Raw genomic sequence first — 13660 nt, 5'->3', positions numbered from 1 at the left:
CTTAAATTTCCGTTCGAATATCCTCATAGAAATTGAGTTGCAATAGAGATGGGGCAACGTCCATGTACTCTGCGACAAGGTACATAATGTCCTGCATTTCTTCCTTTGTTCGATGGTACTCAGTTGGAAAGAATTGAGTGGTGGGAAGAATAACAATCCCTTTTGTCAGCCTCTGCATCCCAAACTCGTTAATGAGCCACGAGAAGCGGTTTTCAATCCAGGCTTTGTCATTAGCAGAGACAGGACAAGTTGGCTTCGAGCGGAACCGACCAAGCATCTTGTGAGATCTTTCTGCGTATGAACAACTCTGAATCGATTAAATCAGTTTCCAGCCTTTGCGATATTCGCGGCGGATGTACTGATCAGATTCCGGGGCGTTGGTTGCTTTCATTACCTGGGTATCCCAGTGCAGTTTTTTGCCTGTGCGATAGGCCACATTACCTAAATGATTGGCTTCGGTAAGCAGGCCCGCATATTCGAAATTACAGGTGGTCGGTGCGCCAGTTTTACAGGCATGAATCCACTCAGCGTGATGCCCCAGTGATTTGGGGATGAACGGTTCGGGACGTTTGAAGTCGGCGAATTCTTTTTCCGGCAGCAGAACATGTTTTCGATAATCGGAAAGCAGCATGCCTTTTTCGCCAATGAATAAAACGCCATTCGCCCACTTTGGGATCTTACCTTCTTCCCAGAGTTTGGGTTTATTTGTGCCCTGATACCAGCCGACAGTCACGGGGGGCATGTCTCCGCGTTGACCGTATTCATAAATGGCCTGCATTGAAGCAGGTGCAATTTCTTTTTGAATCGGCGGGCCTTGTGCTTCGATAGTCAGCGGGTAATCCAGATTCAATGCCCAGAAAGGTAAGTCGATCCAGTGGCTACCTAAGTCAGACATAGTTCCGTTTCCAAAATCCCACCAGCGGTACCATTTGGGACCTGGGAAATAAATTTTATTAAATTCCCGTTTCGGCGCAGGTCCCAGCCAGAGATCCCAGTCCAATCCTTTGGGAATCGGATCAGAGTGGCTCGGACGTTTTTCTGAGTAAACAATATCCTTTGATTTACGGGCTTCTTCTTCAGAGGGATGCCAACCCCAGGCGCGAGAAACCCAGACATGAGCTTCCTGTACCGGACCAATGGCGCCGGATTGAATCAGCTCTACAACGCGGCGATAGTTGTCGCTGGCATGAATTTGTGTACCCATCTGCGTGGCGACGTTGGCTTTACGGGCTGCTTCACGGATAACGCGGGCTTCCCAGACACTGTGCGTAAGGGGTTTTTCACAGTAGACATGTTTTTTTAATTGCAGTGCAGGCAAGGTCGCGAACGCATGCGTGTGCTCGCACGTACTGACCACAACCGCGTCGAACTGGTCAGCGTGATCGTAGACCTCGCGGAAATCTTTAAACTGTTTTGCCTTGGGATGGCTCTGGGCAGCGCGGAAGAGGTTCTGTTCGTTAACATCACAGAGTACAGTGATATTCTCTGAAGAGACGGACCGCAGATTGCTGCCGCCCCGTCCTCCGGAACCGATAATGGCGATATTGAGTTTTTCATTCAGATTGGTGCCACGCACGATGGCAGGTGCACCAAAACCGATGGCTGCTGCTGCGGACGCTGATGTTGCCAGAAATCGTCTACGGTTCATTGAGGAATGAGTTTTGTCCGCTTTGCCAGGTTGATCTTGCACAGTGAGCCTCCACTTCTGGAATATCAATTTGCTATCTAATTATGAATCTGATTACTTAACTATCTTTAACTATGGCAAGAATGGCAGGGCATGGCAAGACAAAATACATGGCTCTCAGAAAATCCCGACTGATCATAGCTTTGCTGTTGAGTCCAATTTTTCGAAACACGTCGGACAACAGTCTGTTTCAGACAGGCCGTCATCAATATAGTGACGTTGACAAGCCCTGCAGACCGCTATTTGCCCCGGAAATTCTTCCAAAAGGTTTAAGTAGTCAATAATCTGCCTTTCGATCTCAGGCACGCCAATCAGAGACTGGCTGAGAGAGATGACTTCATTGATTAACGCTTCGGTTTCTGTCGGGTAGGCGATTTGCTGTTGATCAGGCTGTCTACTACCTCGTGATAGTTGACCGGTCCGGAGGTCTGCTTCGACCGACCAGAGGTGCCCGGCTCGCCATTGTCCCTGGTTGTCCTGAAGCAAGTAAACTTCAACCCGATTTGTCTCTGGCCCGGTAACAGGAATGCGAACTATGCTTGAGTATCCTGTAGTAGGAGCAGCTCGTGATGACTTCTGCGCGTCTTCTTTTTCATGATTTAGCGAAACGTTCTCTTCAACCGCAGGAACTGTTTCTGCACTTGATTCAAATGATTCGCATAGTTGGTGTGTCAATTGTACCTGTTGTTTTAGTTGATGGCAGATTTGTTTCAGAGTACGCTCTGCTTGACTTAATTGAGGTGCGATCTGGATTAACGTTTGTTGAATTTCAGAGACCAAGTTCTGGTTCTCAATTTCAATAGCATCTTTCGTTTGTTCTCCAGGGAAATCAAGTGGTTCTCCATGATGCCAGCGACAGAAAGCGGCGCGCCAGAGGTGCCAGGCATTGGTGTCAAACAGATATGGGTTCTCTGTGATCGCGGCGTCTGCCTCATATGCATTGATGGCCTGTTCGATAATGGTCTCTTGACCTTCGTTTGATAATGCACCACACATTTCCAGTAGCTCACTCTCCATGAACTCGGGTAGTGATGCAATCGCTTCTCGATACTCTTCATCTGCATCGACACTTGCGTTGATCCAGTTTTGGAGTTCATTGCGCTGGTCGGGCTTGAGTTGCGCGACACGGTCCTGGCTGAAGGCAATGCCCCATTCGGCGAGTTGGCCGCTGATTGTCCGACAGGCATTGGAAACAAAATCTGGTTGAGTTGACTGGTTTTGCATAGACGTAAACTCCCCGTGTTTTAAATAATTTTGGATAAAAATCGTGACTTGCACGATCGAACGATCAGAGACAGTGAACGGCGTAAGTTGCGGTTCCCTGTTGACATTGCTTGAGAGAGAGTTGTGCACCCACCGTCAAAATAGAGATCGGGAGATAGTCGCCCAGAATCTCGATGGAAACTTCGTCGGGCAGTAACGATTCCTGTTTGATAGCAGAGGTTGACCCATAAGGAACAGAAATCGCGTCTGTTGTGGCTGAGCTTTTCAGTTTAGCCACAGCCTGTTTCTCTGCGTGTTTCAAGTCTTCCCAGGCTTGTTCTGCCAGTGAGAACGATTGTTGGCTTTTGATGAATTCATTGTGGAGAGATTCCATATTATGTATGGTCTCTCGCCAGCCTGTAACAGCAGCTTCAAAAGATTGGGCCATCGCAAGGCAAACTTCTGCTTCTTCCAGATCTCCTTTGAAGCGATCGAGCTTTGATTTTTCCTGGTTTAATTTGCGAGCCAGTGTTGAAATCTGCTGCTCCTGATCAAGCAACAGTTCGTTACATTGCTTGACATCAGTTTCCGCTTCTGCTGCTGTTAGACCTTCATATTCATCTTCGATGGTCAGCAGATTTGCATAACTGCGTTTCAATACTGCGGGAACTTCTAAGAGTCGTTCGTTTGCAGTTGATAAATCCTTAGAATCGGTAACCGGTGTATTTGAAAATGGTAAGCAACCGGAGTCCTGATTATGTTCTGGTACTTGATCCATGTCTGATATTCCCATTTGTCTTGTAGTGTTGAATTCAGATTTCGGTTGATGAATTATTGTGATACAAACTGTCGGGTTTTATGTACGACCAGTCTTATAGATCTTTGCGAAGTTCTCCCATTGTGTCGGGAGCGATCAATTCCAGCGTGACGCTACGATTTTCCACGCCGACACAACCCACATAAATCTCACCTAAGCAGCCGGCTTCTCCAGGCGTGAGAGTCAAAAATTGAGTGACTGGTTCTGCGATCAAGGTTATGCCACGCGAGAGGTAGTGGTCGCGTTTGATCCATCCTTTACGCTCCAGTGCACGCAAGTGACACATCACGCCATTAGAAGAGCGAATCCCAAATTGGTCCCCGATTTCTCGTACGGTGGGGGAAAGACGCTGTTGCGTAATTTCCTGTTTGATGAATGAATAAATGGCGTGTTGTTTTTCTGTCAGTTTCTGTCGCATGGTTGCTTCTGTCGTTTTCATGTTTGATTCCTTGTTTGAGTGGTGAATGGTGTGCGTTACGTGAGGAATTATAGCGTCAAAAAAGCAGTCTCTTTTTTTCAGAAGGTGTCTCAAAACAGTGAAGAGACGAATGACGCCAACTATCGCAAATCACCGAATATTGGCGCCGTCTTCCGACGCTTGTCGCCAGAAAAAGATGTGTTTTTTTTATTTTTTCTGCACGCGAAATCCAAACTGGAAAGCGACATGAGAAATCTTGTATGAAAACGACATGAGGAAATTGCCAGAGAAGTCGTACTATGGCCGGTGTGGAATAGCAGGGAACGAAATTCAGACCAGGAAATCCGGAAATCTTCAGATTCCCGTTTGTGAACATTATTTACTTTGTTTACAATATAAAGTCCTCAAGCACTGATTCCCTGATTTAGCATCACTAAAAGCTCTTTTTTCCTGCCGATAAAGGTACTTGCCGTGAATCAACAACCACTGCCTCGCATTGCCGTTTTGGGTTGCTCGATAGCTTTGTTCCTGTTGAGCTATGCCGGCTCCGGATGGAGCTGGGCTGAAGATCTGCCCCGTGTTCCCGAAGGTTTCAGTATCGAACGCGTGACGAATAGTGAGCTGACAAAATATCCGATGATGGCGGGCTTTGATGACCGGGGTCGCCTGTTTATTGCGGAAAGTTCCGGAGAAAATACGCGGGCTCCTCAATTAATCAAAGAGCCAAAAAGCATGATTCGCATGCTGGAAGATCGGGACGGCGATGGGCGTTTTGATAAGAGTACCGTTTTTGCTGACAAACTGACACTACCGATGGGAGCCTTATGGCATGAAGGTTCTTTGTACGTTGCGAGCCCTCCGAATATCTGGCGACTCACCGATGTTGATGATGATGGCGTGGCGGATGAACGCGAAATCATTGTCGATTCTTTTGGGTTCTCTGGAAACGCAGCCAGCATTCATGGTTGCTTTCGAGGACCGGAAGGCCGCCTGTATTGGTGTGATGGTCGACATGGTCATGAGTTTAAAGACAAATCCGGAAATGTGACCAGTAAAGGTCTCGCGGCGCGGATCTTCTCCTGTAAGCCGGATGGCTCTGATATCGAAGTGCATTGCGGCGGCGGCATGGATAATCCGGTCGAGATCGATTTCACACCCGAAGGGGAAATGATTGGTTCGGTCAACATATTGATGACGCGGCCTCGGGTGGATTGTCTGGTGCATTGGCAGGAAGGGGGCGTGTATCCTCACTTTGAAGATTGCGTCGAAGAGTTCAAACGCACGGGAGATCTGCTGGGACCGATTACCCGCTTTGGTCACGTTGCCGTATCGGGTATGTTACGATATCGTTCCACCCAGTTCGGACCAGAATATCAGGGGAATATTTTTACATCCATCTTTAATACGCATAAGGTGATTCGCTCGCAGCTGGTGCGAAATGGTGCGACCTATGAAACTAAAGAAGAAGACTTTCTGGTTTCCGATGATCCCGATTTTCATCCGACGGATGTGATTGAAGACGCGGATGGCAGCCTGCTGGTCATCAATACGGGGGGCTGGTTTCGCATCGGTTGCCCGCAGTCGCAGATTTCCAAGCCGGACATCCATGGTGCCATCTATCGGATCAGAAAAACGGGCACACCAGAATTAAACGATCCGTACGGGTTAGCGTTGGACTGGAGTTCGCTCTCTCCCCATCGAAAAATTCAACTTTTAAATGACACGCGACCGTTCGTTCAACAACGGGCGATTGAGGTATTAGCCGAAGCAGGGGATCTTGCGGTTCCTCGACTCGCGAAAGTCATCTCCTCGCCCGCTGGTTCATTTTATAATGATACCAGTAAGCGGAACGCGATCTGGACTCTGACGCGGATCGGTACTAAGAAAGCCCGGACCGCGATTCAAAAAGGCTTTGATTCTTCTGAGACAGTGCAGATGACGTCAGCCAAAAGTTTAGGGTCATTGCGAGACAGTAGCTCAATCGCAGGATTAGTGCGGCTGGTAAAAGAGGGAAAACCAGCAGTACAGCGGAATGCTGCGACGGCACTAGGTCGCATTTGTGAAGCGGGTCGTCGTGATGGTGTATCGGATGCTGATTTGGAGACCGTGGTGGAATCGTTGTTTCATGCCATGAAAACGGGATCGCCGGATCGAACATTGGAGCATGCTTTGATCTACGCATTGATTCGCATTGATCACCGTGATCTGGTATTGGCTGGTCTGAGTGATTCGAGTCCCGCAGTTCGTCGGGCAGCTTTGATTGCCCTCGATCAAATGAATTCCGGAAATCTGACGCGGGAACTGGTGACCCCGTTACTGGATACTGATGACCCCGCGCTCCAGAAAGAAGCACTCACAATTATCGGCGAACATGAAGGCTGGGCCAGTGAAACGTTGAATCTCCTTAAAACCTGGCTGAGTGAGGAAGCGTTGAGTGAGGAACGGGCGGCTGTGCTGCGAGGGTTTTTAATCGCCCAGTCAGCAGATCCCGAAGTACAGACGCTGATTGCCCAGTCGTTGACCAGTTCGAAAACATCAAATTCAGCCAAGGGGATTCTGCTGGAAGTAATTCAGCGTTCCGCCTTGAAAGAATTTCCGGTGAGTTGGCGAACGGCATTAGAACAGACGCTGAAGTCTGCGACTCCGGATCTGCAGATTTTAGTGGTTCGGATTGCTCAGACACATGATTTGCCTGCGTTGAGCGAATTGTTGAAGTCGCTGGCGTTGGATTCGAAACAGCCCGCGAATTTGCGGATTGAATCGCTTTCGGCCGTTGGTCCTCAAATGAAAGCCGTCGATCAGAGTACGTTTGATTTTCTGATATCACGGATGAATGAAGAGTATCCGCCTCTGGATCGTCTGGCAGCAGCGCGGGCTCTGTCGGGATTACCACAATCAGCAGATCAGTTGATTCAACTTTCTAAACAATTGGATGCACCGGGCCCTCTGGCATTACCTGTTTTGCTGAGAGCTTATGCAAAGAGTACGAATGAAGAAGTTGGACTGGCACTGATCAAAGGGTTGAACGGTTCATCGGCGGCTACAAATCTGTCGGCTGATGAACTGGCAAGCCTGCTACAAAAGTATCCGCAATCGGTTCAAAAAGCAGCTACACCATTGCTGAAAAAACTGGGTGTAGATCTGGCACAGCAGAAAGCTCATCTGGAATCACTAAAGCCTTTGTTGACGGAAGGTCGAATAGAAGAAGGCCGAAAGATCTTTTTTGGCAAGAAAGCCGCCTGTGCGGGCTGTCATACCGTTGAAGATCTGGGAGGCAAAGTCGGGCCTGATTTGACGCGTATTGGGGCAATTCGTACGGGAACGGACTTACTGGAAGCGATCGCACTACCCAGTGCGAGTTTTGCCCGTGGATATCGGTCTTATCTGGTGGTGACCGATGAGGGTAAGATTTATACTGGTGTGATCAGTCGTGAATCAACGGATACAGTTTATCTCAGAACAGCCGACCTGTCAGAAGTACGAATTGCCCGTGATGAGATTGATATGATGAAAGAATCGCCGATTTCGATCATGCCGAAAGGGCTCGAAAAGCGTCTCACATCTCAGGAAATTCGGGATTTGCTTGCGTACCTTCAGAACCGTAAGTAAAGTGGAATTCAGAGACTTCTTCTGAATTTCACTTACCGTTAAAGGTTGCGCTATGCTTAATGGTTCTGTCGCTCTACGTCTACTGTTCTGTTTGCTCCTCATTTCGAATCTGTTTTTTGCTGCTGAGACACAGGCTGCTGAGAAACAGAAGCGGCCCAACATTCTGTTTGCGATTGCCGATGACTGGGGCTGGCCACACGCAGGCGCGTACGGTGATCCGGTTGTCAAGACGCCCACATTTGACCGCCTGGCACGGGAAGGTGTGCTGTTTCAGCATGCATATGTGTCGTCGCCCTCCTGTACTCCTTCACGGGGCGCGATCCTGACAGGGAAATATCATTGGCAGCTCGAAGCGGGTGCTAACCTGCATTGTATTTTCCCGGACAAATTTGAAACGTATCCGGAAATTCTCAAAGCACACGGATATGACGTTGGCCATACCGGCAAAGCTTGGGGACCAGGGCGCACGGAAACTCCCGGGCGTCCACTGGCAGGTAAACGGTTTAAAAACTTTCAGGAGTTTCTGAACCAGCAAGCCGGAGAAAAACCGTTCTGTTTCTGGCTGGGCAGCAGCGATCCCCATCGACCTTATCAGACTGGCTCAGGTGTGGAAAGTGGCATGGATCTTTCAAAAGTCAAACTGCCTGCCTGTTTTCCGGATGCACGGGAAGTGCGCAGCGATGTAGCCGACTATTACTGGGAAGTCCAGCGGTTTGACAAACTGGTCGGAGACGTACTGGCCTTACTTGAAGAAAAAGGCGAATTGGATAATACGATCATTTTCATGACCGGCGACCATGGAATGCCGTTCCCGCGCGGCAAGAGCTGTTTGTACGATACGGGCACCCGCGTTCCCCTGGCAGCACGCTGGCCTGCGAAAATTCCCGCAGGGAGAAGTGTGACCGATTTTGTCAGCCTGATAGATTTAGCACCCACGTTTTATGAAGCAGCCGGGGTCTCGATTCCCGCGGATGTTACGGGCCGCAGTCTGATGCCGGTTCTGACAAATTCAAAGTCGGGACGCGTGACTGCAGACCGGGGTGAGATCTATTTCGGTAAGGAACGCCATGTCCCATCCCAGGAAGCACCCGACATGGGCGGTTATCCGTGTCGTGCTGTTCGTACCGATGATTTTCTGTTTATCCGTAACTACCGTCCGGATCGCTGGCCGGCGGGGACACCCCTATATCAGAAAGCCGCGATTCCCGGAACCTGGTACGGCGATTGTGACAACGGGCCGACCAAGACATATATGATCGAGAATAAAGACAAAGACGCGAATCATCGTCGTCTCTACGAACTGGCGTTTGGCAAATTGCCTGCAGAAGAATTGTACGACCTGCGGAATGATCCTGACCAACTCAAAAATGTGGCACAAGATCCGATGTATCAGAAGATCAAAGGTAAGCTGGAAAAAAAATTACACCAGCAATTGACCGCCACACACGATCCCCGCGAGTTGGGTAAGGGAGACGAATTGGAAGCATATCCCTATTTAGGTGGCGGCCCCAAGCATCCGAGTGTCGAAGTGAAACGAAAAAAACGGGGCAAGAAAAAAGTTTCCAAGTAAGAAAGACTCCCAGAAATATTACTGTGGCAAGTGATTTTTATCGTCTATTATCGAGTACAGAAAGCATCTGAATCTGTTCATGTTCGTCAATGAAATGCGAATGTTTCAATTCATGAATGATTTCGGTTCGCTGCTCACGAGAAAAAGAATTTAACCACTGGTAGTGTCTTTGGTTGTGATACAAGAACCAGATTGGAAAAAAGATTGCAGGAACAGAACCGACAACCAGGGGAGCTTCATTCTCGTAAATACCATATCCAGCTGCAATCAAGCCGATGAAAATAAACGGCAGGAGTATCGGGTATAACAAAGGAGGACGTTTAGAAGGGCGCGTAATTTGTTTAAAGACTTCCTGTCGCTCTTCTTCATATTCCTCTGAAGTTAATCCTTCACGCACTTCATAGAGACTTAAGAGCCTCGCACGAAAGTAAGCGCGCGGATCACTCTCACGCATTTTCGGATCCATAGACTGAAACATCAGACTATTAGCGATGTCTTCACTGCTCTTTTCTTCCGGGAAGTTGTCACTTTGAGGCATTAGATTCATTTTTCGAAGAAATAGATAAGAGAATGAGTTCTTGATTAAATAGTCTTGTTTGATAGTTTTGTTTGCAACCGGTTGAAAAACTCTAATATTGCAGGATCTGAATCTGTTCTCCAAGGTTCGATTGTCATTTGCAGAGTGGAACCACCAACACAACGAAATGCATTGCAGTTGATTTCCAGGTCGTCCACTAGCAGGGCGTCTCTGAAATCGAGGGAATGGCGGTTAAGCCAGTCTTTGAAAAAACGTCGCGGATCTTCTCTTTTCAGTACGCCTTGTTCGCTGGAACACAGAATGTCATCAAATAGCTGAGCGGCTGCAACGAACGATGTTGTTTCACACAACCTTTGTTGAGTCGATCTGGGTTTCTGCTGTCTTGCTCTTTGTATTGCTTCATGAAAGCAGTCCATATTATCTGTTGCGAGGACAATCATTATAGCTGCTTTCTGTGCTTCTTGTAAAAACTGAATCAACGGTCCGTTAATTTGCATCAGTTGGCAGTCATGGACTAATTTACGAATCAGGTAATTAGGGGGGAATTCATGACTCGGTGTGATTTTTAGAGTAGCTACGATCTGATTTGCTGTCAGGTTTCCCCGCATCCAGTCGCGCACCATGTCGTTTTTTTGTGTGAATAGGGTTTCTGCTGCGTTTGTTAATTGCTGATGGAGAGGATGCCACGAGTTTTGGAGAATCGAGATCCAGAACGGGTCGCGTGTGAGGACTCCGTGCCAGTCGACGAAGATTACCTTGATTCCTGCAGGCAAACTTTGCTGAGGCACGACAAATCTCCGGTTTATTCCAGGTTCTTCGGTTTCTGATTCGGGGGCAGATCGGTTTGTGCAGCCTGATAGAGTTGCTCGATGAATTCGTCGGTCATTCCCGTCTGTTTGCGGCCTTCGCGGTTGAAGGTATCACCGACGGAAAGCGCCGCACGGACGGGCCAGTGCAAGTGTTGTTCGTAAGCATCCCAGTCGGAGAGGTGATCGGGCTTTAACTTGCGGAGCCAGTGCAGGCCGAATGCGACGTGTTGAATTTCATCGCGGTAGACCACTTTCATCAACGCGGCACTGCGCTGGTCACCGGCGTCGAGAAAATACTGTTCGAATTCTTGTGCGTGATCAAGGTTGCGACCTTCGAAGGTGAGCGGAAGACCTGCTAGATAATCAAGCACGCTTTCGTAGCTGAGCGCCTTCTTCCAGATGTAACAGTTCACAGGCAGGCTGCCGAATTCCAGGCCGAGTACCGAAGCGCGTTCTTTATGCATGCGGGTGTGACGTTGCTCGTCAGCCATGATTTTACACATTCCCTGGCGAAATTCCGTAGGGGCATCGGGAAACGCGCACAGAATGTAGGCCATCACTTCCAATGCCTGCAGTTCATGGTTAGCCATAATGTGGTGGGCGAGCGCCCGTTTGTCCTGTTCGACCAGCGCAGACGGTTTCGGCATACCGGGCGCTGTGCGGGGTGGTGCGAATTGCAGATTGGCAGGTCGCCCTGGTTCTTTAATACGCAACGGTTTGCCGGGTTGCTCGTCTGTGAGTGTTTCCGGAGCAGCCTTCAGTTTCTCTTCTAGTGAGTCACTGAGCAGGACTCGTTCTGCAAATTCACGAATTTCCATACAGGCATCAATTAGGTGTAGTGGGATTGAATTGAGCTCGAAACAAGGCGACACAGCCGATGACTTTCAGTTCCACGCCAGTATAGCGACTGGCAAGCTGAGATTGTAACTCATCGAGACTGTCCGCAGCATTCGTGAAGATCTTTTTTTGATTGTAAATACGCATTAATCGTCGCGCGGCTAGACCTTTGGGAACTCCTTCGTGCAGAATCGTGGAGCCGGAAATCAGCGCACCCGGATTCAACCAGGGAGTGAGATGATCAAAGAGTGTTGCCTTGGATGTCAGGTCGCCGGGCAGACAATGCAGCAGATAGTTCAGACTGACCGAGTCAAACCGCTGGGGTGGTGCAGGTAAGGGCTGCAGGATATCCGCCTGATAGACTTCGGGACTAAAGCGACTAACTCGTTGCGCGGTTGTTTCCAGACTGTTGGGATTTAAATCCAGCAGGCCGAGTCTGACTTGGGAATTCGGAAACGTGCAGTGATCCAGGTAGTAGCCGGTACCGACGCCGACATCCAGATGATTGGATGTCAAATTTTGATTCAACCAGCGCAGAATGTGTTTTGTACGACACTTCCAGATCAGGGAATTTGAAATTCCCAGAACCCAGAGATCATAGATAGACAATAAATTTTTTGAGTAGACCGCTTGACCAGCGATGCTTTCTTCAGAAGCAGTATTCATGGTGAGAGTGTAATCGAATGCGTTTCGTTTTTAAATCCTGATCAGCCGGTGGCTCTCACTAGAAAACCGCCAGGCAGCCGTTTGACCACTTTTCGCATTTCCAGGATAGTGAGCGTCGACAGAATGCGTGACGAATCGAGATGACTGGACTGAACAATTTCGTTGAGGTGCTGAGGGTCGAGCGTGACCAGATTCAGGACGTCACGTTCAAATTCGCTTAACGCGAGCTCACGGGGAGAATGGACTTCACGGCTTTCTGCGGTCATCACAGGGGTTTTGACCGGGCCAAGTCCTTCCAGTATGTCTTCCACATCACGCACGAGCATTGCACCGTCACGAATCAGATCGTGACAACCGGCACTGGCTGGATGATCGATGCGGCCGGGAACAGCGAAGACTTCACGTCCCTGCTCATAAGCATGACGAGCAGTGTGCAGCGCGCCGCTTTTTCGACCGGCTTCAATCAGTACGACTCCCATCGAGAGACCGCTGATGATACGATTGCGTTGCGGAAACAGACCGGCGACTGGTGCCTGATCGAGGGGGAATTCGGTGACGAGTGCACCCTGGCTGGCGACTTGCTCTGAGAGGTCCTGATGTTCGGGTGGGTAAATGTGTGAGAGTCCTGTGGCCATTACTGCGATTGTTCGGCCACCTGCTTTGAGCGCACCTTCATGGGCGGCGCGATCGATGCCGCGTGCCAGTCCACTGACGATTGTGATGCCGGACCGGGCGAGAGCGCCGGCAATCTTTTCTGCCTGTTGTAGTCCGTAGTGGGTGCATTTACGTGAGCCGACGATGGCGACCGCCAGTTCATCTTCGGGGAGCAGTGTACCTTTACAGTAGAGCAGGGAGGGCGGATCTGGCATTTCTTTCAGGAGAGAGGGATACGCGTCTGCTTCTTCAGACAGAATCTGATAGCCGAACTCACGACAGCGTCTGAGTTCGTCTTCGGCAGTCGACTTGGCAGAGCGATAACAGATCGCGTCGGCCAGTTTCTTACCGATCCCGGGTACGTTTAAAAGTTCCTGTCGAGGCGTCTTTAAGATCTGGGAAGCGGTACCGAAATGTTCTAACAGTGTATGACGGATGCGCGGACCTACTCCGTGGATCAGATTGAGTTGAATCTGATCGAGGAGTGGCTGTTCTGATTCAGGGGGGCACTCATCCATATTTGGGAAGACCTCAGCAAAAACAGGTTGATTCACGAACGTACATGCTCTCATAAAAGATATGAAAAAACAACTAAGATCGGAGCGCAATCTGGGGGAAGCTGATGCTGACGCTTGACAGAGACCGCAGTTTGCCTCTAAACACGAGACACACGAAAGTAAACTCAGTCAAAGGTCAAGCTTATGCTGGACAAGTTATTTTTCATTTTTGCCTGCATCATCATTCCGGTTTTATGGGGAGTGATTGTGAATTGGATCTTCAACCAGTGGCAGGATCGCTCAAATAACAATTCTGACGATGACTATATTTTCCCCGACTATCAAATCTAAGGCG

The 13660-nt window shown here is 49.1% G+C and carries 12 protein-coding genes; 3 read left to right on the top strand and 9 right to left on the bottom strand.

Features of this window, described 5'->3' with window-relative positions:
* Window positions 1–316: 316 nt before the first annotated feature.
* The 4 genes from Enr17x_RS28275 to Enr17x_RS28260 form a co-directional block, all read right to left on the bottom strand.
* A complete protein-coding gene (locus Enr17x_RS28275; protein ID WP_390622557.1) occupies window positions 317–1648 on the bottom strand; it encodes a Gfo/Idh/MocA family protein in 1332 nt (443 codons plus the stop codon).
* 174 nt (window positions 1649–1822) lie between these two features.
* Window positions 1823–2911 carry a hypothetical protein gene (locus tag Enr17x_RS28270; protein WP_145313582.1) on the bottom strand — a complete coding sequence of 363 codons (1089 nt, stop codon included), beginning with the start codon at window positions 2909–2911 and terminating at the stop codon, window positions 1823–1825.
* Between the two features lie 64 nt (window positions 2912–2975).
* Window positions 2976–3668 carry a hypothetical protein gene (locus Enr17x_RS28265; RefSeq protein WP_145313581.1) on the bottom strand — a complete coding sequence of 231 codons (693 nt, stop codon included), beginning with the start codon at window positions 3666–3668 and terminating at the stop codon, window positions 2976–2978.
* A gap of 94 nt (window positions 3669–3762) precedes the next feature.
* Complete coding sequence (locus Enr17x_RS28260) at window positions 3763–4146, bottom strand: LexA family protein (RefSeq protein WP_232100888.1); 384 nt, start codon at window positions 4144–4146, stop codon at window positions 3763–3765.
* Between the two features lie 450 nt (window positions 4147–4596).
* Between Enr17x_RS28260 and Enr17x_RS28255 the strand changes: the two genes are divergently transcribed.
* Together Enr17x_RS28255 and Enr17x_RS28250 are read left to right on the top strand one after the other, a co-directional pair.
* A complete protein-coding gene (locus Enr17x_RS28255) occupies window positions 4597–7734 on the top strand; it encodes a PVC-type heme-binding CxxCH protein (protein ID WP_145313580.1) in 3138 nt (1045 codons plus the stop codon).
* A 52-nt stretch (window positions 7735–7786) separates the two neighbouring features.
* Window positions 7787–9304 (top strand): sulfatase family protein, encoded by a 1518-nt coding sequence (locus Enr17x_RS28250; protein ID WP_145313579.1) that lies wholly within the window; start codon window positions 7787–7789, stop codon window positions 9302–9304.
* 37 nt (window positions 9305–9341) lie between these two features.
* On the opposite strand, the gene Enr17x_RS28245 is transcribed toward Enr17x_RS28250, so the two are convergent.
* The 5 genes from Enr17x_RS28245 to dprA form a co-directional block, all read right to left on the bottom strand.
* Window positions 9342–9842, bottom strand: a complete 501-nt coding sequence (locus Enr17x_RS28245; RefSeq protein WP_145313578.1) for a hypothetical protein — start codon at window positions 9840–9842, stop codon at window positions 9342–9344.
* 44 nt (window positions 9843–9886) lie between these two features.
* Window positions 9887–10465 carry an HAD family hydrolase gene (locus Enr17x_RS28240; RefSeq protein ID WP_145313577.1) on the bottom strand — a complete coding sequence of 193 codons (579 nt, stop codon included), beginning with the start codon at window positions 10463–10465 and terminating at the stop codon, window positions 9887–9889.
* A 179-nt stretch (window positions 10466–10644) separates the two neighbouring features.
* Complete coding sequence (locus Enr17x_RS28235; protein ID WP_145313576.1) at window positions 10645–11469, bottom strand: ferritin-like domain-containing protein; 825 nt, start codon at window positions 11467–11469, stop codon at window positions 10645–10647.
* 7 nt (window positions 11470–11476) lie between these two features.
* Window positions 11477–12154 (bottom strand): class I SAM-dependent methyltransferase, encoded by a 678-nt coding sequence (locus Enr17x_RS28230; RefSeq protein WP_145313575.1) that lies wholly within the window; start codon window positions 12152–12154, stop codon window positions 11477–11479.
* A 41-nt stretch (window positions 12155–12195) separates the two neighbouring features.
* Complete coding sequence (gene dprA, locus Enr17x_RS28225) at window positions 12196–13362, bottom strand: DNA-processing protein DprA (RefSeq protein ID WP_232100887.1); 1167 nt, start codon at window positions 13360–13362, stop codon at window positions 12196–12198.
* A gap of 147 nt (window positions 13363–13509) precedes the next feature.
* Between dprA and Enr17x_RS29810 the strand changes: the two genes are divergently transcribed.
* Entirely contained in the window at window positions 13510–13656 is a 147-nt protein-coding gene (locus Enr17x_RS29810) for a hypothetical protein (protein WP_198000203.1), read from the top strand.
* Window positions 13657–13660: the final 4 nt, after the last annotated feature.

The sequence above is a fragment of the Gimesia fumaroli genome (assembly GCF_007754425.1).
Lineage (GTDB): Bacteria > Planctomycetota > Planctomycetia > Planctomycetales > Planctomycetaceae > Gimesia > Gimesia fumaroli.
This window is presented reverse-complemented; position numbering and strand designations above follow the sequence as displayed.